Annotated in this window: 19 protein-coding genes and 1 tRNA gene; 11 read left to right on the top strand and 9 right to left on the bottom strand. The window is 65.4% G+C overall.

Annotated features, from left to right (window positions below):
- Positions 1-85: 85 nt before the first annotated feature.
- On the top strand, positions 86-1,609 hold the full coding sequence (locus U1708_RS10550) for a hypothetical protein (protein WP_332745402.1): 1,524 nt from the start codon (positions 86-88) through the stop codon (positions 1,607-1,609).
- Here the strand turns inward: U1708_RS10550 and ruvX are convergent.
- Both ruvX and U1708_RS10540 read right to left on the bottom strand, forming a co-directional pair.
- Positions 1,606-2,073, bottom strand: coding sequence for a Holliday junction resolvase RuvX (gene ruvX / locus U1708_RS10545; protein WP_332745401.1), 468 nt, complete (start codon positions 2,071-2,073; stop codon positions 1,606-1,608). The two genes, U1708_RS10550 and ruvX, sit on opposite strands and share 4 nt — an antisense overlap.
- Positions 2,070-3,179, bottom strand: coding sequence for a DUF3089 domain-containing protein (locus U1708_RS10540; protein ID WP_332745398.1), 1,110 nt, complete (start codon positions 3,177-3,179; stop codon positions 2,070-2,072). The genes ruvX and U1708_RS10540 overlap by 4 nt, the downstream gene beginning before the upstream one ends.
- A 480-nt stretch (positions 3,180-3,659) precedes the next feature.
- Between U1708_RS10540 and gatC the strand changes: the two genes are divergently transcribed.
- Genes gatC through gatB form a run of 3 tightly spaced genes read left to right on the top strand, consistent with a single transcriptional unit; the run spans position 3,660 to position 7,000 of the window.
- Positions 3,660-3,962, top strand: coding sequence for an Asp-tRNA(Asn)/Glu-tRNA(Gln) amidotransferase subunit GatC (gene gatC / locus U1708_RS10535; protein ID WP_332745396.1), 303 nt, complete (start codon positions 3,660-3,662; stop codon positions 3,960-3,962).
- Between the two features lie 58 nt (positions 3,963-4,020).
- Complete coding sequence (gatA, locus tag U1708_RS10530; protein WP_332745394.1) at positions 4,021-5,517, top strand: Asp-tRNA(Asn)/Glu-tRNA(Gln) amidotransferase subunit GatA; 1,497 nt, start codon at positions 4,021-4,023, stop codon at positions 5,515-5,517.
- A 1-nt stretch (position 5,518) separates the two neighbouring features.
- The gene (gene gatB, locus U1708_RS10525; protein WP_307085928.1) at positions 5,519-7,000 is read left to right on the top strand and encodes an Asp-tRNA(Asn)/Glu-tRNA(Gln) amidotransferase subunit GatB; all 1,482 of its coding nucleotides are present in this window, start codon (positions 5,519-5,521) and stop codon (positions 6,998-7,000) included.
- Between the two features lie 335 nt (positions 7,001-7,335).
- On the opposite strand, the gene U1708_RS10520 is transcribed toward gatB, so the two are convergent.
- The 3 genes from U1708_RS10520 to U1708_RS10510 form a co-directional block, all read right to left on the bottom strand.
- Positions 7,336-7,899 (bottom strand): retropepsin-like aspartic protease family protein, encoded by a 564-nt coding sequence (locus U1708_RS10520; RefSeq protein ID WP_332745391.1) that lies wholly within the window; start codon positions 7,897-7,899, stop codon positions 7,336-7,338.
- A gap of 135 nt (positions 7,900-8,034) precedes the next feature.
- Positions 8,035-8,253: a hypothetical protein gene (locus U1708_RS10515; RefSeq protein ID WP_332745389.1), complete on the bottom strand. Its 219-nt coding sequence runs from the start codon at positions 8,251-8,253 to the stop codon at positions 8,035-8,037.
- Between the two features lie 2 nt (positions 8,254-8,255).
- Positions 8,256-8,411 carry a hypothetical protein gene (locus U1708_RS10510; protein ID WP_307085924.1) on the bottom strand — a complete coding sequence of 52 codons (156 nt, stop codon included), beginning with the start codon at positions 8,409-8,411 and terminating at the stop codon, positions 8,256-8,258.
- A 122-nt stretch (positions 8,412-8,533) separates the two neighbouring features.
- Between U1708_RS10510 and U1708_RS10505 the strand changes: the two genes are divergently transcribed.
- The 5 genes from U1708_RS10505 (at position 8,534) to clpX (ending at position 13,816) form a co-directional block, all read left to right on the top strand.
- A tRNA-Leu gene (locus U1708_RS10505) sits at positions 8,534-8,618 on the top strand.
- A 67-nt stretch (positions 8,619-8,685) separates the two neighbouring features.
- Entirely contained in the window at positions 8,686-10,341 is a 1,656-nt protein-coding gene (tig, locus tag U1708_RS10500) for a trigger factor (RefSeq protein ID WP_332745385.1), read from the top strand.
- 237 nt (positions 10,342-10,578) lie between these two features.
- The gene (locus U1708_RS10495) at positions 10,579-11,505 is read left to right on the top strand and encodes a glycosyltransferase family 2 protein (RefSeq protein WP_332745383.1); all 927 of its coding nucleotides are present in this window, start codon (positions 10,579-10,581) and stop codon (positions 11,503-11,505) included.
- Positions 11,506-11,737: 232 nt separating this feature from the next.
- Positions 11,738-12,427: an ATP-dependent Clp protease proteolytic subunit gene (locus U1708_RS10490; protein WP_332745381.1), complete on the top strand. Its 690-nt coding sequence runs from the start codon at positions 11,738-11,740 to the stop codon at positions 12,425-12,427.
- Positions 12,428-12,550: 123 nt separating this feature from the next.
- Positions 12,551-13,816 (top strand): ATP-dependent Clp protease ATP-binding subunit ClpX, encoded by a 1,266-nt coding sequence (gene clpX, locus U1708_RS10485; RefSeq protein WP_056048170.1) that lies wholly within the window; start codon positions 12,551-12,553, stop codon positions 13,814-13,816.
- A 523-nt stretch (positions 13,817-14,339) separates the two neighbouring features.
- Here clpX and U1708_RS10480 read toward each other — a convergent pair.
- On the bottom strand, positions 14,340-14,585 hold the full coding sequence (locus U1708_RS10480) for a hypothetical protein (RefSeq protein ID WP_332745376.1): 246 nt from the start codon (positions 14,583-14,585) through the stop codon (positions 14,340-14,342).
- Positions 14,586-14,685: 100 nt separating this feature from the next.
- Here U1708_RS10480 and U1708_RS10475 point away from each other — a divergent pair, with 100 nt between their 5' ends.
- Positions 14,686-15,810 (top strand): calcium:cation antiporter, encoded by a 1,125-nt coding sequence (locus U1708_RS10475; protein ID WP_332745374.1) that lies wholly within the window; start codon positions 14,686-14,688, stop codon positions 15,808-15,810.
- A gap of 2 nt (positions 15,811-15,812) precedes the next feature.
- Here U1708_RS10475 and U1708_RS10470 read toward each other — a convergent pair whose 3' ends face one another.
- The 3 genes from U1708_RS10470 to U1708_RS10460 are packed head-to-tail and all read right to left on the bottom strand — an operon-like array spanning position 15,813 to position 18,234.
- Positions 15,813-16,199 carry a c-type cytochrome gene (locus U1708_RS10470; RefSeq protein ID WP_332745372.1) on the bottom strand — a complete coding sequence of 129 codons (387 nt, stop codon included), beginning with the start codon at positions 16,197-16,199 and terminating at the stop codon, positions 15,813-15,815.
- Positions 16,196-16,513: a hypothetical protein gene (locus U1708_RS10465; protein ID WP_332745370.1), complete on the bottom strand. Its 318-nt coding sequence runs from the start codon at positions 16,511-16,513 to the stop codon at positions 16,196-16,198. The genes U1708_RS10470 and U1708_RS10465 overlap by 4 nt, the downstream gene beginning before the upstream one ends.
- Entirely contained in the window at positions 16,510-18,234 is a 1,725-nt protein-coding gene (locus tag U1708_RS10460) for a M1 family metallopeptidase (protein ID WP_332745368.1), read from the bottom strand. The genes U1708_RS10465 and U1708_RS10460 overlap by 4 nt, the downstream gene beginning before the upstream one ends.
- A 322-nt stretch (positions 18,235-18,556) precedes the next feature.
- Here U1708_RS10460 and lon point away from each other — a divergent pair, with 322 nt between their 5' ends.
- Positions 18,557-20,950 carry an endopeptidase La gene (lon, locus tag U1708_RS10455; protein ID WP_332745366.1) on the top strand — a complete coding sequence of 798 codons (2,394 nt, stop codon included), beginning with the start codon at positions 18,557-18,559 and terminating at the stop codon, positions 20,948-20,950.
- Positions 20,951-20,979: the final 29 nt, after the last annotated feature.

The following is a 20,979-nucleotide window of genomic DNA, read 5'->3' as shown; positions in this document are numbered from 1 at the left end:
AAGCGCCACCGATGCGGTCGGTTCCATTCGTCGTGGTTAACCCGAATTTTAGCTCGGGCATGGCACGGCGGAGGCGAACGGGGGCATGATGCACGATACGGCGGCGCGTACGATGGGGCGATGGTGGGAAACGCGGTGGTTCGCGCTGGCGCTGGTCATGGCGTCCGCGGTGCCCTTGCTATGGCCCGCGCTGCCTCCGCTTGGCGACCTGCCGGGGCATATGGGCCGCTGGCATATCGCGATGGCGCTGCCGACCTCGCCCGATCTCCAGCGCTATTACGCCTATCGCTGGGCGCTGATCCCGAATCTCGGCATGGACCTGCTCGTCCCGGCGCTGTCGCACCTGTTCCCGTTCGAAGTCGCGACCAAGCTGGCGGTGATCGCGATCCCGGTGCTCACTGTCGGCGGACTGTTGTGGACCGCACGCGAGGCGCATGGCCGCGTGCCGCCGACCGCGATGTTCGCACTGCCGCTCGCCTATGCATGGCCATTCCAGTTCGGCTTCGTCAATTTCGCCTTGTCGCAGGCGTTGGCGCTCTGCGGACTGGCGCTGTGGATCCGGCTGGGGCGGCAGGATCGTCTGATCGCGCGAGCGATATCGTTCGTACCGATCGCCTGTGCCGTGTGGATTTCACACAGCTTCGGCTGGGGTCTGTTGGGTTTGATGGCGGCAGGCGCCGATGTCGCGCGGCTGCGTGCGGCGGGGCGTGGCTGGCCGGCGGCGCTGGTCGGCGCGGCGGTCCAGTGCCTGTCGTTGACGGCACCGCTCCTCGTCATGCTCATGTCCGCGGGAGCAGGGGGCGGGCTCGGAGCCGAGGACTGGTTCGACGCGCCGGTGAAGATGATATGGCTCCTGTCGCTGTTCCGCGATCGCTGGCAGTGGTTCGACCTGCTGTCGCTGCTGCCGGTGATCGGCATGCTGTATGCCGGGATGCGCAGTCCCCGTCTGGGGTTCTCGCCGCTGCTCGGCATACCCGCTCTGCTGTGTCTGGCGGCGTTCGTCGTTCTCCCGCGGGTGCTGATGGGAGGCGCCTATGTCGACATGCGGATCGCCCCCACGGCCGCGATGCTGGGACTGATCGCGATCGCGCCGCGGGACGTCACCGCGGCGCGCACCTTGGCCGTGATGGCCACCGCATTCATGATGCTGCGCCTGGCCGGCACGACGCTGAGCTTCGTCGAACGCTCCGCCGAGCAACAGCGCGAGTTGGGCGCCATCGCAACCATGCCCCACGGCGCCGCGGTGCTGTCGTTGGTCGCGCGCCCCTGCGGCGGTGCGTGGACCGACCTGCGGCGCGATCATCTTCCCGGGCTTGCGATCGTCCGACGCGACGCGTTCACCAACGAGCAATGGGCGATCGACGGTCAGCAGGCGCTGCATATCCAATACGCGGTCGCCGCACCCTATACCGTCGACCCCAGCCAGAGCGTCTACCCGTCGATCTGTCCGGAGATCGGGTCCGACTTCGCGACCGCGATCGCACATTTCCCGCGCGCGGCGTTCACGCACGTATGGACGATCGGCTTCCCGCCCGGTGCCGCGAAAACACGCGATCTCCGCGTGATATGGACCAACGGCAACTCCACGCTCTACCGCGTCGCCCGCTAGATCTGCGCCGTCACCAGCGCGTCGATCGCGCCCTGGAGGATGTACGCGGCAGCCATCTTGTCGACGAGTTCGGCGCGTTTGGCGCGGCTCGCATCCTGTTCGATCAGCGTGCGGGTGACCGCAACGGTCGACCAGCGTTCGTCCTGGAGCAGGATCGGGAGCCCCATGTCCTTGAGATTCTGTGCGAAGGCCCGCGTCGATTGCGACCGCGGGCTCTCGCTGCTGTCGAGGTTGATCGGCAGGCCGATGACCAGCCCGACGACCGCCTGCGCCTTGATGATCTCCGCCAGCGCGGCCTTGTCCTTCTGGAACTTGGTGCGGCGGATCAGGAGCGCGGGGCTCGCGAACGACCACCCGGCGTCGCACAGCGCGGTGCCGATCGTCTTGCTGCCGACATCGAGCCCGATCAGCCGGCCGCCGTTCGGGAGCGCGTCGCGGAACTGCGCGGCGGAAAGCGTAATCATTGCGCGAAAGCCTTCAGGCGTCGGTTGGCGTCGGCGCGGATGTTCGCCCAGAACAGGCTGTAGTCGTAGACGTGGTAGTTGTTGCCCGGCAGCACGTACGGCCCGAGGTTCGGCCCTTCGCCGATCAGCAGGAAACCGCGGTCGGCGCAGCGGGCGGGAACGTTGCCGACCGCCATCGTCGCAGTCCTGAGGTCGGCGGACGGAACGAGCGTGCCGAGGTTCGCGGTGGCGGGCGCGGTCGCGTCGGCGGTGCCGGTCAGCGGGTTGGTGCAGACGATCGGCGTGCCCTTGCGCGGTTGGCCGTTAAAGCCGGTGGTCTGGTCGTAGGTTTCGACGATCAGCGACGGATCGGCCGGTTCCGCAAAGCTTTCCCACGACAGGATGCAGCCGGTCTGGTCGACGGCGCGGCATTCGGGCAGGCCCATGCGCGGCAGGTCGGTCGCGCGCGAGACGGGCCAGCCGACGACATAGGCCGCGACGATCCGCGCCTTCAGTTTAGGGTCGGTGGCGACGCGGTCGCGGAGCAGGCGGGTCAGGTGCAGCGCGCCCTGGCTATGCCCGGCGAGGATGATCGGGCGCGTCGGGCCGGCTTCCTTGAGGAACCGGTCGAACGCGGCGGAGACGTCGCCATACGCCAGCGCCAGCGCGCGTTCGCTATCCGCGACGCTCGTCAGGAACGCGCCGAACGTCGCCTGGCGATAGCGTGGCGCCCAGATGTCGCCGGCCTCGTTGAACGCGCTCGCCTGCCCTCGCAGGAAGAGTTCCGCCCGCGCGTTGGTTTCCGGATCGTCAATCGGCGCGTTCCAGTGGTCGCGATTGATGTACGAGGTCGGGTGGATGAAGAAGATCGCCGCGCCCTTGCCGGGCGTTCCGACCGTGTAGCCGGGCGGCGTCCAGAGCGCGGGATTGCCGGGCGCGTCGGGACGCGCGAGCCACATGATCTTGCGCGCATAGATGTTGCGCGGAGCTTCGCGTTGCGCCTGGAACGTCTCGCTCGGGACCATGACCGCGCGCATCAATTGCGTGCCGAACAGGCGGTAGGCGAGCAGAGCGGCGATCGCGAGAACGATCATCGCGGCGACGAAATAGAGAAACTTGCGGGCCAAGCGGGACCTTCCGTGCAGGCGTTGGGGCTCCCGTGCCGTAAGCGGGTGAAGGTTGCAATCGGTGCGTTTCTGTCGCGGTTTTTCTCCCCTCCCTGGAAGGGAGGGGCCGGGGGTGGGTAGGGTTCCGTATCATCGAACGTCGGCGACACGAGCGGACCGACCCACCCCCAACCCCTCCCTTCCAGGGAGGGGAGCGCCGCTCCGGCGAACTGGGAGGATACGCAGAAGGGCGGCAACATTCTGCACGCGCGCATCGGTTATCATGGTCGCAACTCTTCTCCCCTCCCTGAAAGGGAGGGGCTGGGGGTGGGTAGGGTTCCGTATCATCGAACGTCGGCGACACGAGCGGGCCGACCCACCCCCGCCCCCCTTCCAGGGAGGGGAGAAGAACTGCGAACGCCCTCTATTTCAATCGGCCAGCCTGAAGCACCCACGCCAAAGATGTTGCGCCCTCGCGCTGCGCGGTGCTAGCCGCAGGCCATGTCCGTAGATACTGCAACCGTGAAGCGGATCGCGAGCCTTGCGCGCATCGCGATCACCGACGAGGACGCCGCCCGCATGGCGCCGGAACTCGGAAACATCCTTGGCTGGATCGAGATGCTGGGCGAGGTCGATACGACCGGCGTCGAGCCGATGACCGCCGTCATCCCCAACACGCTGCGGCTGCGCGACGACGTCGTCAACGCCGACCCGCTGACCGGCGGCGGCATCCGCGAGCAGGTCCTCGCGAATGCGCCCTTGGCAGAGCACGGGTTCTTCGCCGTGCCGAAGGTGATCGAATGATCACGGTACGTTATCATTCGATCATCCCCGCGCCGGCGGGGATCCAGGAATCAAAAGCATGACCGACCTCACAGATCTAGGCATCGCAGGGATCCGTGACGGCGTCCGCGATGGCGCCTTCAAGGCGCGCGAAGTCGCCGACGCGTTCATCGTGAAAGTCAGCCAGGCCAAGGCGTTGAACGCGTTTCTTGTCGAGACGCCAGACCACGCGATCGCCGCCGCCACCGCCGCCGACACCGCGCGCGAAGCCGGCGAAACGCTAAAGCCGCTGGCCGGCGTGCCGATCGGCATGAAGGACCTGTTCTGCACAAAGGGAGTCACGACGACCGCGGCGAGCCACATCCTCGAAGGCTTCACGCCGACCTACGAGTCGACCGTCTCGCAGAACCTATGGGACGCGGGCGCGGGGATGCTCGGCAAGTTGAACATGGACCAGTTCGCGATGGGCTCGTCGAACGAAACGTCGGCGTTCGGCAACGTGATCAGCCCGTGGAAGCGTAACGGGGCCAACGGAGTGGGGGACAACGCTTCGCTCGCCCCCGGCGGTTCGTCGGGTGGCTCGTCGTCGGCAGTCGCGGCGCGGCTCTGCCCCGGCGCGACCGGCACCGATACCGGCGGTTCGATCCGCCAGCCCGCCGCCTTCACCGGCATCTCGGGGATCAAGCCCACCTATGGCCGCTGCTCGCGCTGGGGAACGATCGCGTTCGCCTCGTCGCTCGACCAGGCCGGGCCGATGGCACGCGACGTCAAGGATTGCGCGATCCTGCTCGAGGCGATGGCCGGGTTCGACGCGAAGGACGGCACCTCGTTGCAGCTCGACGTGCCGAAATGGGAAGCAGGATTGTCCGCCAATCTCAATGGCCTGCGCGTCGGCATTCCCAAGGAGTATCGCGTCGACGGGATGCCCGAGGAGATCGAGGCGCTCTGGCAGCAGGGCATCGCCTGGCTGAAGGACGCCGGCGCGACGATCGTCGAGGTCTCGCTCCCGCACACCAAATACGCGCTGCCCGCCTATTACATCATCGCCCCCGCCGAGGCGTCGTCGAACCTCGCGCGCTATGACGGCGTCCGCTACGGGCTCCGCGACCTGCCGACCGGCGCCGGCCTACAGGACATGTACGCCGCGACGCGCGCCGACGGCTTCGGCCCCGAGGTGAAGCGCCGCATCATGATCGGCACGTACGTGCTGTCGGCCGGCTTCTACGACGCGTATTATACGCAGGCGCAGAAGGTCCGGACGCTGATCGCGCGCGATTTCGAACGGGCGTGGGAAACATGCGACGTCCTGCTCACCCCGACCGCGCCTTCCGCAGCGTTCGCGCTCGGCGAGAAGTCGGCCGATCCCATCGCGATGTATCTGAACGACGTCTTCACCGTGCCGTCGTCGCTCGCAGGGCTGCCGGCGATGTCGGTGCCGGGTGGTCTCGACAAGCAGGGGCTGCCGCTCGGGCTTCAGATCATCGGCAAGCCGCTCGACGAACAAGGCGTGCTGAACGCAGGGCTCGCGATCGAACAGCGGGCAGGATTTACCGCGCGACCAGAGGCTTGGTGGTAACATGAGCGACTATCGTATCCAGGGCGAAACCGGCGAGTGGGAGGTCGTGGTCGGCCTCGAAGTGCACGCGCAGGTGACGTCGAACGCCAAGCTCTTCTCGGGCGCGGCGACCGCGTTCGGCGCGGAGCCCAACACCCAGGTGTCGCTGGTCGATGCGGCGATGCCGGGCATGCTGCCGGTGCCGAACCGCGAGTGCATCCGCCAGGCGGTTCGCACCGGCATGGCGATCGAGGCGCAGATCAACAAATGGTCGCGGTTCGACCGGAAGAACTATTTCTACGCCGATCTTCCGCAGGGCTATCAGATCAGCCAGCTCTACCATCCGATCGTGGGTGAGGGGGCGATCGACATCAGCCTCGACGACAAGAACCCCGACGCCGCCGGCAAGCGGATCGGCGTCGAGCGCATCCATGTCGAGCAGGATGCCGGTAAGCTGATGCATGACCAGCATCCGACCCAGTCCTATGTCGATCTGAACCGCTCGGGCGTCGCGCTGATGGAGATCGTTTCGAAGCCCGATCTGGCATCGCCAGCCGAAACAGGCGCTTACCTGCGAAAGCTGCGATCGATCCTGCGCTATGTCGGATCGTGCGACGGCAACATGGAAGAGGGCTCGATGCGCGCCGACGTCAACGTCAGCGTGCGGAAGGTCGGCGACGAACTGGGTACGCGGACCGAGACGAAGAACGTCAACTCGGTGCGCTTCGTGATGGCAGTGGTCGAGCAGGAGGCCAAGCGCCAGGTCGAGGTGCTCGAGGCGGGCGGCAAGATCGTCCAGGAAACGCGGCTCTACGATCCCGATCGCAACGAAACGCGCTCGATGCGGTCGAAGGAAGATGCGCATGATTACCGCTACTTCCCCGATCCCGACCTGTTGCCGCTGGTTCTCGACGACGCGTTCCTCGCCGAGTGCCGCGCGTCGCTGCCGGAACTGCCGGACGCAAAGCGCGCGCGGTACGAGGCGCTCGGGATAGCGCCGTATCAGGCGACCGTTCTGACCGCCGAGGTCGAGGCGGCACGCTGGTTCGACGCATTGCTCGACGCAGGCGCGAAGCCGGCGGCGGCCGCAAACTGGACGACGTCGGAGCTGTTCGGAGCATTGAACCGGACCGGCAAGGACATTGAAAACTCACCGGTCTCGCCTGCTCAGGCAGCGGAACTGCTGGGGCTGATCGCGGACGGCACGCTGTCGGGCAGCTTGGCGAAGCAGGTGTTCGAAGTGATGCTCGAAACCGGCGACGGCGCCGCCAAGGTGGTCGAGGATCGCGGGTTGAAGCAGACCAGCGATACCGGCGCGATCGAGAAGGTCATTGCCGAGGTGATGGCGGCGAATGCAGACAAGGTCGCCGACTATCGCGGCGGCAAGGACAAGCTGTTCGGCTTCTTCGTCGGCCAGACGATGAAGGCGATGGGGGGGAAGGCCAACCCCGCCGTGGTGAACGAGGTACTGAAGGGCGCGCTAGGGGAGTCGGTGGCTCCGTAAGCCGGCAGTCGGAGGCCCAACCGCTCCCGCCCTTCCGCTTTCCCGCCCCCCCTGTTCTCCCGCGAAGGCGGGAGCCCAGGGTAACGACGCGCCGCGCTGCTTGACTCCTGGGCCCCCGCGTTCGCGAGGGAACTAGCAAAAGTGTAGTTCGCCTATCTCCAACACGCCCCACCCCGGCGAAGGCCGGGGCCCAAATGGGGGACGTCGCTAACGGAGGGCGACGCCTCGTTACTACGACCTTTCCAATTGGACCCCGGCCTCCGCCGGGGTGGTGGTACTCTTGGGTCAGTCGGATTCAAAACGATGGCGAGGGAGAGGGCAGGGCTTAACCAGCCTTACCCCTCAACCTTCTGAGGATGATGCGGCACCAAGATCAGGGTATCCCCCTCCACCCGCCAAGACGCCAACCGCGACAAAAAGTTCATCCCCAGCACGTTCGTCGCGCCGAACGCCGGCGACACCACGACCTGCAAGTCCCGCGCAACGATAGCGCCCAGCGACAGTTCGGCGATCTTCCCCGTCTTCGCCGCGATAGCCCCATTGGCGGTCTGCAACACGATCGGCACCAGCCCGACCCGCGCGTCGATCCCCGCAGCCTCCGCCGTCTTGTCCGAGATCGCGGTAATCGTCGCTCCGCTGTCGATCAGCAGCCTTTGGCTCACCCCGTCGATCGTCGCGCGTGCCCAGAAATGCCCATCCGGCGACATGCGGATGCGAACCTCGCCGCCCACCACCTGCTGGTCCTCGATCTTCAGGAACCGGGCGATCTTGCCGATGTACGGATCGAACTGGCGCCGCTGGTCGACTGCTATGAACAGCATTCCGACCAATACCAGCGTCATCGCGACGTTGACGAGCGTTCGGATGATGAGGATGCGCTGCGCTACGATCAGCAGCAATACGGCGACCCCGAGCGCTATATAAAGGCTCTGGTGCTCGGCGAAGTTGGGAATGGGGGAGATTATCGGGTCCTGACTGGCGGAAGTGACGCCGTATGGATAGCCACTCCCGCCTGTATGGTTGCTGACGCAGGCTTATTGCGCGTCGTTGTCCTGGTTCTTCACGACACCGCCCGTGCCACCGACGCCATCGTGCAGGCCGCTGTCGGTGAACGTCTCGGGTTCGTCGCCGCCTTCGCCGCGCTCGACCGCGTCGGAGCGGGACTCGACCGCCTGTTCGATGTCGCTACGGGTATCCTCGTCGCGCTCCTCGGGGAGCGTTTCGGGGTTCGTGCCGGAATGCGGATCACTCACGGTCAAAACTCCGGCTGGACGGGTGCGGGATCGTTCGACGGCGTGCCCGGCGCAGGAAAGTCGACGTCCGGTGCGGGCGGATTAAACTCGGGCGGCGGCGCGGTCGGCTCGACGGGCGACGTGGGCGTCGGAAACTCTGCCGGGGGTTGGGTAGCCATGATGTCTCTCCTTCTGGATGCTCAACGCCCGTAATCGAGCACGGTTGCCTCGGGAAGTTGCCTATGTACTTGCCCCCGCATACATCGTTGGTATAGACGCGCCCGCTACGGCGATGTCCTGTGCGGGCGTGGCGGAACTGGTAGACGCGCTTGGTTTAGGTCCAAGTATCGCAAGATGTGGGGGTTCGAGTCCCTTCGCCCGCACCAGCCCGCCGCGCAGGCGAGGCGACCGCCCGACGAATTATCCCGAATGCTCTTATAACAAAGGCCGGACATGCAGACTGTCGAGACGTTGAACGAGGGCCTCAAGCGCGCCTTTACGCTCACCATCACCGCGAAGGATATCGATGCCAAGGTCGATGTCGAGCTGAAGCGCCTCGCGCCGCAGATGAAGATGCCGGGCTTCCGTCCGGGCAAGGTGCCGGCGAACCTCATCCGCAAGATGCACGGCCCGGCGCTGACCCAGGACGCGCTGAACGCAGCGATCCAGGAGGGCGTCCAGTCGCTCGTCGCCGAGAAGCAGCTTCGCCCCGCGATGCAGCCTTCGGTCGAGCTGGAAGACGGCTATGACCTCGGCAAGGACGCCGTGGTCAAGGTCGAGATGGAGGTCCTGCCGCAGGTCCCCGCTCCCGCGATCGACGGCCTGAAGCTCGAGCGCCTGACCGTGCCCGTCGCCGACGAGGCGGTCACCGAGCAGCTCCAGAAGTTCGCCGATCAGCAGAAGAAGTGGGACGACGCCGCTAACGATTATGTCGCCAAGATGGGTGACCTCGTCACCGTCGATTTCGTCGGCAAGACCGCCGACGGCGTCGCGTTCGAGGGTGGCACCGGCACCGACATGGGCGTCGAGCTGGGCGCGGGGCGTCTGATCCCCGGCTTCGAGGATCAGCTCGTCGGCGTGAAGACCGGCGACGACAAGGTCCTGAACGTGACCTTCCCCGAGGAATATCAGGAGAAGTCGCTCGCAGGCCAGCCGGCGACGTTCGACATCACCGTCAAGTCGGTGAAGACCGCGGGCGAGAGCAAGATCGACGAGGATCTGGCCAAGTCACTGGGTCTCGAGACCCTTGAGCAGCTCACGGGACTGCTCAAGGGTCAGATCGAGCAGGAGCATAACGGCCTCACGCGCACGCACATGAAGCGCAAGCTGCTCGACCAGCTCGCGGAAGGGCACGACTTCGAGGTTCCGCCGTCGATGGTCGAAGCCGAGTTCAACCAGATCTGGTCGCAGCTCCAGCACGAAGCCACGCACGAGGCCGACCCCGAGGCCGCGATGGCCGAGATGGAAGGCGAGCGCGACGATTACCGCAAGATCGCCGAGCGTCGCGTGCGCCTCGGCCTGCTCCTGTCCGAGATCGGCCAGGCGAACGGCGTCGAGGTTTCGAACCAGGAAATGCAGCGTCTGCTCGCGCAGGCGGCTCAGCAGTATCCCGCCGAGCAGCGCCAGCAGTTCGTGCAGTACGTCCAGCAGGAGCCGATGGCGGCCGCCCAGCTGCGTGCGCCGCTGTACGAGGACAAGGTCGTCGACTTCCTGTTCGAGAAGGCCGAGATCACCGACCGCGAAGCCACGCGCGAGGAGCTTGAGGCTGCGATCGAAAGCGAGGACGGGTTCGCGAGCGGCACGCACACGCATGATCACGACAATCACAAGCCGAAGAAGAAGGCTGCCGCCAAGAAAAAGACCGCTGCTTCGGACGACGCCGTGACGGAAGAGGCGCCTGCCTCGGACGCAGCGGAAGACGCTAAGCCTGCGAAGAAGGCACCTGCCAAGAAGAAGGCGGCTCCTGTCGAGGCCGAGACGGCCGTGACGGAATCGTCGCCGGTTGCTGCCGAGAACGCAGAGGGCACCGAGGCCGCCGACGCACCGGCGAAGAAGCCGGCCGCGAAGAAGCCAGCTGCCAAGAAGGCCGCGACGAAGACTGAGGCTTAACGCCTTCTCCGAGCGCCTCATGGCTGAGGCGCTCGACCCCTAATCGGGCTACTTCCCCGGCGCAGGCCGGGGCCCAGTTGGAAAGGTAGCTGTAACGGCGCGCAATGCTCCGTTATGGACCCTCCCCAACTGGGCCCCGGCCTCCGCCGGGGAAGTGCGTTTTGGGATGGTGCGTTGACTGACGTTTCGACCGCTGCTCGATCTCCGATGTCGTCTTTCAACTCCGTGGGGCAGGGCATGACCGAACCGAGAATCGCCGTCCTGCTCCCGTGCTACAACGAGGAAGCCGCGATCGCCCAGACGATCGCCGGCTTCCGCGGCGCGCTGCCGGGCGCCACCATCTACGTCTACGACAACAACAGCGCCGATCGCACGATCGAGGTCGCGCGCGCCGCCGGTGCCGTAGTCCGGACCGAGCGGATTCAGGGCAAGGGCGCGGTCGTCCGCCGCATGTTCGCCGACATCGACGCCGACATCTACGTCATGGCCGACGGCGACGCGACCTACGACGCCGCCTCCGCCCCGAACCTAGTAGAGCGCGTACTCGAAGAGCAGCTTGATATGGTCGTCGGTTCACGCATCAGCCAGGTCCAGGAATCCTATCGCCGCGGCCACCGCTTCGGTAACGCGCTGCTCACCGGCATGCTCGCGCGCCTGTTCGGCCGCAGCTTCACCGACATCCTCTCCGGCTACCGCGTGTTCTCGCGCCGGTTCGTGAAGAGCTTCCCGTCGCTGTCCGCCGGTTTCGAGATCGAGACCGAGATCAGCGTCCACGCGCTCGAACTCAAAATGCCGATCGGCGAGGTCGAGACGCCCTATTACGCGCGCCCAGAAGGCTCCGAATCGAAGCTCAGCACCTATGTCGACGGATGGCGCATCCTCCGCACGATCATGACGCTGTACCGGATCGAGCGGCCGCTGTGGTTCTTCGGCGCGATTGGCACCGTGTTCGGACTGCTCGCGCTGATCCTCGGCATCCCGCTGGTGTTGACCTATATCGAGATCCATCAGGTGCCACGTTTCCCGACCGCGATCCTGATCACCGGCCTCGGCATCTTCGCGGCGCTCAACGTATTCACCGGCCTGATTCTCGACACGGTCGTTCGCGGCCGTCGCGAGGTACGGCGCCTCGCCTATCTGGGGCACCCCGCACCAGGCATCTAAGTCCCTCGCCCCTGCGGGGAGAGGGAAGGAGGAGCCAGTTGGCGACGGGAGGGTGAGGGGTGGTTGGCGGATCCCAACATCCCCTCACCCTCCCACCCGCAAGTGCGTGCGGGTCCCTCCCTCTCCCCAGAGGGGCAAGGGAAAGCTGTCCCGGCACACGGTTAAGCGGGGCTTGAACTCCCCACCGCGACCGCCGATGTTAGCGGTTCATTGGGGCATAAGAGAGATTTTCATGCATAATCCGTTCGAGACCGGCGACTTTGCGAGCCCATTGGTCAGCGCCGGGCTCGGCCTGCAGCAGACGCAAGCAGGCCTGGTTCCCATCGTCATCGAGCAGTCGAACCGCGGCGAGCGTTCGTTCGACATCTTCTCGCGCCTGCTCCGCGAGCGCATCATCTTCGTGACCGGCGGCGTCGAGGACGGCATGGCCTCGCTGATCACCGCACAGCTGCTCTTCCTCGAGTCGGAGAACCCGAAGAAGGACATCTTCATGTACATCAACTCGCCGGGCGGTGTCGTCACGGCGGGCATGGCGATCCACGACACGATGCGGTACATCCGTCCGCGCGTCGGCACGGTGTGCATCGGCCAGGCAGCCTCGATGGGCAGCTTCCTGCTCGCGAGCGGCGAGCCCGGCATGCGCGTCGCGATGACCAACGCGCGGATCATGATCCATCAGCCATCGGGTGGTGCACAGGGCATGGCCAGCGACATCGAGATTCAGGCTCGCGAGATCCTGCGAATCCGCAAGCGCATGAACGAGCTGTATTCGCAGTATACCGGCCAGCCGATCGAGGAGATTGAGCGCCGGCTGGACCGCGATACGTTCCTCGAAGCGAACGAAGCGAAGGATTTCGGCCTGGTCGACGAGGTGTTCGACAAGCGTCCGGCACCAGCGGATGATGCGGCAAAACCCGCTTAACCGACACCGGCATGGGGCGAATCGTAAACCCTGCCGGTTTATTTGATTGTAGGAACTCCGGGGTGCGTTACGGTAGCGGCCCCGGAAACGGCACGTGCACCGACATGCGCGAGAGGTGATTGAATGACGAAGCTGAGCGGTGGCGATTCGAAGAGCACCCTCTATTGCTCGTTCTGCGGCAAGTCGCAGCATGAGGTACGCAAGCTGATCGCGGGTCCAACCGTGTTCATCTGCGACGAGTGCGTCGAACTTTGCAACGATATCATCCGCGAGGAGACGAAGTCCGCGCTGGTGTCCAAGAAGGATGGCGGCGTGCCGACTCCGCAGGAGATCTGCGACGTCCTCGACGATTACGTGATCGGCCAGAAGCGCGCCAAGCGCGTGCTGTCGGTGGCGGTGCACAATCACTACAAGCGGCTCAACCACGGCGCCAAGGGTGCCGATGTCGAGCTGTCCAAGTCGAACATCTTGCTGGTCGGCCCGACCGGCTGCGGTAAGACGCTGCTCGCGCAGACGCTCGCCCGCATCCTCGACGTCCCGTTCACTATGGCCGATGCGACGACGCTGACCGAAGCCGGTTACGTCGGCGAGGATGTCGAGAACATCATCCTCAAGCTGCTCCAGGCATCCGACTACAACGTCGAGCGGGCGCAGCGCGGCATCGTCTACATCGACGAGATCGACAAGATCTCGCGCAAGGCCGAGAACCCCTCGATCACGCGCGACGTGTCGGGCGAGGGCGTACAGCAGGCTCTGCTGAAGCTGATGGAAGGCACGACGGCCTCGGTTCCTCCGCAGGGCGGGCGCAAGCATCCGCAGCAGGAATTCCTGCAGGTGGACACGACCAACATCCTGTTCATCTGCGGCGGTGCGTTCTCGGGCCTCGAGAAGATCATCGGCGATCGTCTCCAGGGCAAGTCGATCGGTTTCGGCGCGTATGTCGCGGGGCCGGACGAGCGCAAGACGGGCGAGACGCTGAAGTCGGTCGAGCCCGAGGATCTGCTGAAGTTCGGGCTTATCCCCGAGTTCGTCGGCCGTTTGCCGGTGATCGCGACGCTCGAGGATCTCGATGTCGACGCGTTGGTGAAGATCCTCAAGGAACCCAAGAACGCGCTGGTCAAGCAGTACCAGAAGCTGTTCGAGATGGAGGACGTCGCGCTCGGCTTCACCGACGACGCGCTGGTGTCGGTCGCCAAGAAGGGCATCGAACGCAAGACCGGCGCGCGCGGGCTTCGCTCGATCTTGGAGAGCATTCTGCTCGACACGATGTTCGACTTGCCCGGCATGGACGGCGTCGACGAGGTGATGATCGACAAGGACGTGATCGAAGGTCGCAAGGAACCGATCCGCGTCTATGCCGAGAAGAAGAAGACCGGCGACGCTGCTTAAGCGCGGGGTTGGTTCGAAATACGGGAAAGGGCGTCGAGCGATCGGCGCCCTTTTTCGTTTTGCCGCTCAAGTGCTGGCTACTCTTCTGACAGTTCCCCCGCCAAGGCGGGGGCCCAGGGTACCAAGCGATAGCGGTCGTGACTCCTGGACCCCCGCTTTCGCGGGGGAACGGTAGGATGTGACCTGACCCATGAAGAACGGTCGATACGCTCCGTCTTCACCCACAACGCCATTGGCATCCCTTCTATCTAGGGGACCTTGTAGAGTCCGCGGAGACGACGTCGTGACCCGCGTGCGGCCGGCGCCGCCACTACGGTGCTCAGGTCAAAAGCCGATCCCGCTCCAGATCCTTCGGACGCCCGAACAGCCTGAGCATCCCGGCTAACTCCGCGCGCTCTTACACATAGACAGCGCACCCTTCGACGAAGATCGGTACGCGCGTCCTCGGTAAAACCTTCGTCCACCCAGCCGACGTAGCAACATGGAACCCCGCCATGATCTCGACGACCAAGGGCGGAGTTTTCTACCGCCCGAACAGGGTCGACCGAACAAGCGAACTCGCGCCATCCTCGATCGGAGCGACCCCGAGCCCATCCATGAGTCGCCGGGCATCGCCCACGCTCATCACCACATCGACATCGCCAACCTCGACCGGCTCGACACCGTGGAGCGCCACCGCCGCGCTGGAAATTATCCAACACGGGTCCTGCGCTTCACGCATCGCCGCCGCCACCTTGACCAGCGTTTCGCGAAGATCGGGAGCCAACATCACCGCAACCTATCCAATCGCCCTGGAACCGCAATCGCCCCGACTCGGACCCTTATCGCCCGTCACGCATTCGTTATCCAAGTGGAACGAGGGAGCATGCATGACGATCGAAGTGGCCGACCGACCGACAGAACACGTGGCGGAGACGATGCCGGACCGCCTGGCGCTCCCGATCTGGACGCTGATCGCCCCGGGGCTTGGCCTCGTCGCGGTCCTGATCGGGCTCGCCAAGATGGGCACGCTCGGTACCGCGGCGGCCGTGATTGTCCTGATCGGTAGCGTCCTCGCTGCCGTCCATCACGCCGAGGTCATCGCGCATAAGGTCGGTGAACCGTTCGGCACGCTCGTCCTCGCCATCGCGGTCACCGTGATCGAAGTGTCGCTGATCGTCTCGCTGATGCTGTCCAACGCCGGCGACGCGGCCACGCTCGCGCGCGACACGGTGTTCGCGGCGATCATGATCATCCTCAACTTCATCATCGGCCTCTGCCTGCTGGCGGGTGCGGTTCGGCATCATGAGCAGCGCTTCACGTTGAAGGGCATGACCGCGGCGCTCGGCGTGCTCGCGGCGATGGCGGTTCTATCGCTGATCCTGCCGAACTACACCTCGTCGACGGCGGGGCCGACCTACGCATCGTCGCAGTTGATCTTCGTCGCGGTAGTGTCGCTGGTCCTCTACGGAACGTTTGTGCTGGTCCAGACGGTGCGCCACCGCGACTATTTCCTGCCCTCGACCGACGACAAGGACGATCATGCCGCGCCGCCATCGGGCCGCGCGACCGGAATCGCGTTCGCCGCGTTGCTGGTCGCACTCGTCTCGGTGGTGCTGCTCGCCAAGACGCTGTCGCCGACGATCGAAGCCGCAGTCATCGGCGCCGGCCTGCCGCTGACCGTGGTCGGCGTGATCATCGCCGCACTGGTGCTCGCGCCCGAAAGCCTCGCCGCGTACAAATCCGCACGGCGCAACCGGCTGCAGACCAGTCTCAACCTCGCTCTCGGTTCTGCGCTGGCCACCATCGGCCTGACGATCCCGAGCGTCGCAATCGTGTCGCTGGTGCTCGACCTGCCGATTGCGCTCGGCATCGATGCGAAGAGCATGACGCTGCTCGCGCTGTCGTTGTTCGTCGCGACGCTGTCGCTCGGTACCGGGCGGACGACGGTGTTGCAGGGCGTCGTCCACCTCGTGATCTTCGCCGCCTATCTGTTCACGACGGTGGTGCCCTGAGCTCAGGGGCCTTGCGTCGACAGATAGGCGATGACGTCGGCGCGATCCTTCGGGTCGGGCACGCCTGCGAAGGCCATCGTCGTGCCGGGCACCATCCGGCGCGGGTTGGCGAGCCACCGGTCCATGCGCTCCGCGTCCCAGTTGCCGCCGAGCGCCTTCAGTCCGGCGGTGTACGAGAAGCGCGGGCGGCGCTCGCCGATCGGCCCGCCCATCACCCCGTAGAGATTGGGGCCGTCGGTATCGCCCGCATATTGCCCGATCGTGTGGCAGGCGGTGCAGCGACCGAACACGCGTTTGCCCCGCGCGATCTGGTCGGTCGTGCCGGCGTCCGGGCCCGAACCGCACCCGGCGAGCGCTAGCACCGGCAGGAGCCAGCCCGCCGCCTTCATCGTCTTTGGCGTGCCGCCAAGGCGAGGCCTGCGGCGATCTGCACCACCGCATAAAGCCGGCGCCGACCGGGGCGATCGACGAACGGCGCGACCAGTTTTTCGGTCCCAAGCGCATCGTCCTTCCAGAGATCGACGTGCCGGCGCGGCTGGAGCAGGCCGATCAAGCCGTCCCCGACCATGAAGATCGCGGCCATTTCCGCCGCGCGGGAAGGCCACGGGCCGTTCTCCTGCGCCCGCGGTAGTCCGGGAGTCTCGAGCGCCGTCTCCTGGAACCCTGGGCCCTCGCGTTCGCCGGGGAACGATGAAGAGGTCATTGTGGCTTGGCCTTCGCAGCTTGCGCGGCTTTCCAGGCGGCCACGTCTTCCAGCGCGACACTACGCCGCAGGACCAGCGCATCGGGATCGATCACGATATGCGCGCCAGCCGGGACGGTCAGGCTCGCCTTCCCGTCCGTCATCGGCAAAGTCCGCGTCTTCCCATCGATCTGCACCTCGACCGGCAGCGGGAACGGTCCATTACCCGGCACCTTCCACGCCAGCGACACCGTATTCCCCGTCCGCGTCTCGACCAGTTCGGGCAACGCCGCCTGACGAAGATACACGTCGAAGAACCACTTATAGTCCTTCCCCGTAACCTTCTGCACCAGCCCCTCATACTCCTTCGTCGAGCCGAACCGCGGCGCGAAATTCCCCGGCTTCGGATCCGCGCGTCCGTACACCGCGAGCCGCGTGACGTCGAAGAACGCCTTGTCCCCGATCAGCCCGCGCAGCGTGTGGAGCATCCACGAGCCCTTGTAATAAATGTCCTGCCCGGCGCCGCCCTTGTCGAGCTCGTACACCTCCTCTTCGGTGGTGACGCGCTGCTGCGTGATCGGCTTGAGGTTCATGATCGAGGTGCGCTCGCCCTGCATCATCGCCGCATAGCGCGCGCGGCCCTCGCGCCACTGGCCGTAGAGCGGCTGCATGTAGGTGCCATAGCCCTCGTGCAGCCAGTAATCGTCCCAGTTGGCGGCGGTCAGCTGGTTGCCGAACCATTCATGCGCAAATTCGTGCTGGAACAGCCAGTCGAAGCCCTCAGGCGCCTTGGCGTAGTCGTTGCCATAGGCGTTGATCGTCTGGTGCTCCATGCCCTTGTGCGGGGTCTCGACCACACCGAGCTTTTCGTCGCCGAACGGGTAGGGCCCGATCATGCTTTCGAAGAAATCGAGCGTCGGCGCGAACTCGGCGAACAGCTTTTCCGCCTGCGCCTTCTCGCCCGGCAGATACCAGTAATGCATCGGAATGCTGTTGCCGAAGCGGCTCTTGTAGGTGCCGCTGATCTCCTCATACGGCCCGACGTTCAGCGCGATACCATAGGTGTTGGGGCGCTTGGCGCGCCAGTTCCACGTCGTCCGGCCATCGGCGAGCGTATCGACGCCGAGCAGCACGCCGTTCGAGGGGGCCTTCAACCCCTTCGGCACGGTGATGTGCAGCGTCACCAGCGCGGGCTCGCCGGTCGGGAAGTCGAGGCACGGCCAGAACAGGTCGCAGCCATAGCCTTCCGCGGTCGTCGCGAACCAGGTGCGGCCATCGGGCGCCTTCGACCAGACCATGCCGTCGTCCCACGGCGCCTTCACCGCGACGTGCGGCGTGCCGCCATAGGTGATCTTCGCGGTCACCTTGCCGCCGGCGGGGACAGGCTTGGGCAGCGTGATCATGAGCCGTCCCTCGGGATTGCTCCACGCGGCCGGCGCGAGCGGCGCGCCGTCGATCGCGATCGCACGGACCGGCAGATTGCGATCGAGGTCGATCGGCAGCCGGGCGAGGGGGGCCTTGGCGGTAAAGACCAGCGTTGCCACCCCGTTCAAGCTTTCGGTCTCCGGCAGCACCTCGAACGCGAGGTCGGCGCTGTCGAACCGGAGCGCGGTCTGCTCGGGCGTGAGCACCCCGCCGGACCGCTGCGTCTGCGCGGTGATCGCGGGTTCGCCCTTTTTTGGGAGTGGCGCGGCGGCGAGGAGCGCGGTGGCGCTGGCGGCGAGGAGGAGACGCGAGATCATGGTGTATCCTCGCGCGGAGGTGGGAGCGATACAAGCGGTAAGCCCATATTCGTCGTCATTCCCGCGGAGGCGGGAACCCATACCGGCTGGCCTTGCAGCATGATCACGCACCCTTGAGGATATGGATCCCCGCCTTCGCGGGGATGACGGCGGGGTATAAGCACGCTGCGCATGGGCATCGAACAAACCCGGGGGACGGAGCGGGCGAGGCATTGTCGCCCCCTCCAGATATCGTTCCAACCGCCAACCAATTGATGGACGCTTCATCCTCACCATATAAGCTACAGACTATGCCCCCATGCAGGCACCCACCGGAGCGTTCATGACCCAGTACCCCGTCCTTCCCCTTCGCGACATTGTCGTCTTTCCGCACATGATCGTGCCGCTCTTCGTCGGCCGCGATAAGTCCGTCGCCGCGCTCGAAGCGGCGATGGCGGCGGACAAGGAGATCTATCTCGTCGCGCAGGTCGACCCGGCCGAGGACGATCCCGCGCGCGACGACCTGTATTCGATGGGCGTGACCGCGACCGTCCTCCAGCTGCTGAAGCTCCCAGACGGCACCGTCCGCGTGCTGGTCGAGGGCAAGCAGCGTGCGACGCTGGAAACGCTGGACGAGTCGGGCGACTTCCTGACCGCCACGGTCGAGACGGTCGCCGATGCCGAGGTCGAAGGCGCCGAGGTCACCGCGCTGATGCGATCGGTGGTCGAGCAGTTCGAGAATTACGCCAAGCTCAATCGCAAGCTTGCGTCCGAGACCGCGGTCCAGATGTCGGAGATTGAGGACGCGTCGAAGCTGTCCGATGCGGTCGTTGCCAACATCGCGATCAAGGTCGCCGAGAAGCAGGCGATGCTGATCGAGACCAACCCGTCGAAGCGTCTCGAAATGGCGATGGTGGCTATGGAGGGCGAACTGGGCGTCCTGCAGGTCGAAAAGAAGATCAAGAGCCGCGTCAAGCGCCAGATGGAAAAGACGCAGCGCGAATATTACCTCAACGAGCAGTTGAAGGCGATCCAGCGCGAGCTGGGTAACGAGGACGGCGAGGGCGAAGGCGACGAAATCGCCGAGCTGACGCAGAAGATCGCCACGCTCAAGATGAGCAAGGAAGCGCGCTCCAAGGCCACAGCCGAGCTGAAGAAACTGAAGACGATGGCGCCGATGAGCGCCGAGGCAACCGTCGTGCGCAATTATCTCGACGTGCTGCTCGGGCTCCCCTGGGGCAAGAAGTCGAAAGTCAAGAAGGACATCGCCGCCGCGCAGGTGACGCTGGACGAGGATCATTACGCGCTGGAGAAGGTCAAGGACCGGATCGTCGAGTATCTCGCCGTGCAGGCGCGCACCAACAAGCTGAAGGGGCCGATCCTGTGCCTTGTCGGCCCTCCGGGCGTCGGCAAGACCTCGCTCGGCAAGTCGATCGCCAAGGCGACCGGGCGCGAGTTCATCCGCCAGTCGCTGGGCGGAGTGCGTGACGAAGCCGAGATCCGTGGGCATCGCCGGACGTATATCGGCTCGCTGCCGGGCAAGATCGTGACCAATCTCAAGAAGGCCGGCACGTCCAACCCGCTGTTCCTGCTCGACGAGATCGACAAGCTCGGCCAGGATTTCCGCGGCGATCCCGCGTCGGCGTTGCTGGAGGTGCTCGACCCGGAGCAGAACGGCAAGTTCCAGGATCATTATCTCGAGGTGGATATCGATCTGTCGGACGTGATGTTCGTCTGCACGGCGAACTCGCTCAACCTGCCGCAGGCGCTGCTCGACCGCATGGAGATCATCCGTCTGGAGGGCTACACGGAGGACGAGAAGGTCGAGATTGCCGAGCGGCATCTGATCGAGAAGCAGATCGAGGCGCACGGCCTGAAGCCCGGTGAGTTCACGCTGACGCAGGAGGGGCTTCGTACGCTCATCCAGCAATATACGCGTGAGGCTGGCGTACGTACGCTGGAACGCGAGATCGCCAAGCTGTGCCGCAAGGCGCTGCGGCAGATCCTTGAGAACAAGACGACCAGCGTCACGATCACGCCCGAGAACGTCGGCGAATATGCGGGCGTGCAGAAGTATCGCCACGGCCTTGGCGAGACCGAGAACCAGATCGGCGCGGTCACCGGGCTTGCCTGGACCGAGGTCGGCGGCGAGCTGCTAACGATCGAAAGTGTGACGGTCGCGGGCAAGGGCCAGGCCAAGCTCACCGGCACACTCGGCGACGTGATGAAGGAGTCGATCGAGACCGCGTTCAGCTATGTAAAAGCCCGTGCGCCGAGCTACGGGATTAAGCCGAGCCTGTTCGCGCGCAAGGACATCCACATCCATCTGCCCGAAGGTGCGGTGCCGAAGGACGGTCCGTCGGCGGGCATCGGCATGGTCACGTCGATCGTCTCGACGCTGACCGGCGTGCCGATCCGGCGCGAGGTGGCGATGACCGGCGAGGTGACGCTGCGCGGCCGGGTGCTCCCGATCGGTGGCCTGAAGGAGAAACTGCTGGCTGCGCTGCGGGGCGGGATCGAGACGGTGCTGATCCCGGCCGAGAACGAGAAGGACCTCGTGGAGATTCCGGCGAACATAAAAGCGGGGCTCAAGATCATTCCCGTCAAGCATGTCGACGAGGTGCTTCGGCTGGCACTGACCGAACCGCTCGAAGCGATCGAGTGGACCGATGCCGACGAGCTGGCGGCCCTGCCGCCGGCACCGATTACGCCGGTCGGGGGTGGCCTTCACCACTGATCCATGTTTGGATCGTAAGCGATAGCGCG

Origin of the sequence: Sphingomonas arabinosi (assembly GCF_036663715.1) — a bacterium.
GTDB lineage: Bacteria > Pseudomonadota > Alphaproteobacteria > Sphingomonadales > Sphingomonadaceae > Sphingomonas.
Note: the sequence above shows the minus strand (reverse complement) of the source record. Positions and strands in the feature narration are given on the sequence as shown.

Excerpts from the sequence above, each read along its gene's own strand:
- U1708_RS10550 (WP_332745402.1), top strand. The coding sequence starts at position 86 with ATGATGCACGATACGGCGGCGCGTACGATGGGGCGATGGTGGGAAACG.
- ruvX (WP_332745401.1), bottom strand. The coding sequence starts at position 2,073 with ATGATTACGCTTTCCGCCGCGCAGTTCCGCGACGCGCTCCCGAACGGC.
- gatC (WP_332745396.1), top strand. The coding sequence starts at position 3,660 with ATGTCCGTAGATACTGCAACCGTGAAGCGGATCGCGAGCCTTGCGCGC.
- gatA (WP_332745394.1), top strand. The coding sequence starts at position 4,021 with ATGACCGACCTCACAGATCTAGGCATCGCAGGGATCCGTGACGGCGTC.
- gatB (WP_307085928.1), top strand. The coding sequence starts at position 5,519 with ATGAGCGACTATCGTATCCAGGGCGAAACCGGCGAGTGGGAGGTCGTG.
- U1708_RS10510 (WP_307085924.1), bottom strand. The coding sequence starts at position 8,411 with ATGGCTACCCAACCCCCGGCAGAGTTTCCGACGCCCACGTCGCCCGTC.
- tig (WP_332745385.1), top strand. The coding sequence starts at position 8,686 with ATGCAGACTGTCGAGACGTTGAACGAGGGCCTCAAGCGCGCCTTTACG.
- U1708_RS10495 (WP_332745383.1), top strand. The coding sequence starts at position 10,579 with ATGACCGAACCGAGAATCGCCGTCCTGCTCCCGTGCTACAACGAGGAA.
- U1708_RS10490 (WP_332745381.1), top strand. The coding sequence starts at position 11,738 with ATGCATAATCCGTTCGAGACCGGCGACTTTGCGAGCCCATTGGTCAGC.
- clpX (WP_056048170.1), top strand. The coding sequence starts at position 12,551 with ATGACGAAGCTGAGCGGTGGCGATTCGAAGAGCACCCTCTATTGCTCG.
- U1708_RS10480 (WP_332745376.1), bottom strand. The coding sequence starts at position 14,585 with ATGTTGGCTCCCGATCTTCGCGAAACGCTGGTCAAGGTGGCGGCGGCG.
- U1708_RS10475 (WP_332745374.1), top strand. The coding sequence starts at position 14,686 with ATGACGATCGAAGTGGCCGACCGACCGACAGAACACGTGGCGGAGACG.
- U1708_RS10470 (WP_332745372.1), bottom strand. The coding sequence starts at position 16,199 with ATGAAGGCGGCGGGCTGGCTCCTGCCGGTGCTAGCGCTCGCCGGGTGC.
- U1708_RS10465 (WP_332745370.1), bottom strand. The coding sequence starts at position 16,513 with ATGACCTCTTCATCGTTCCCCGGCGAACGCGAGGGCCCAGGGTTCCAG.
- U1708_RS10460 (WP_332745368.1), bottom strand. The coding sequence starts at position 18,234 with ATGATCTCGCGTCTCCTCCTCGCCGCCAGCGCCACCGCGCTCCTCGCC.
- lon (WP_332745366.1), top strand. The coding sequence starts at position 18,557 with ATGACCCAGTACCCCGTCCTTCCCCTTCGCGACATTGTCGTCTTTCCG.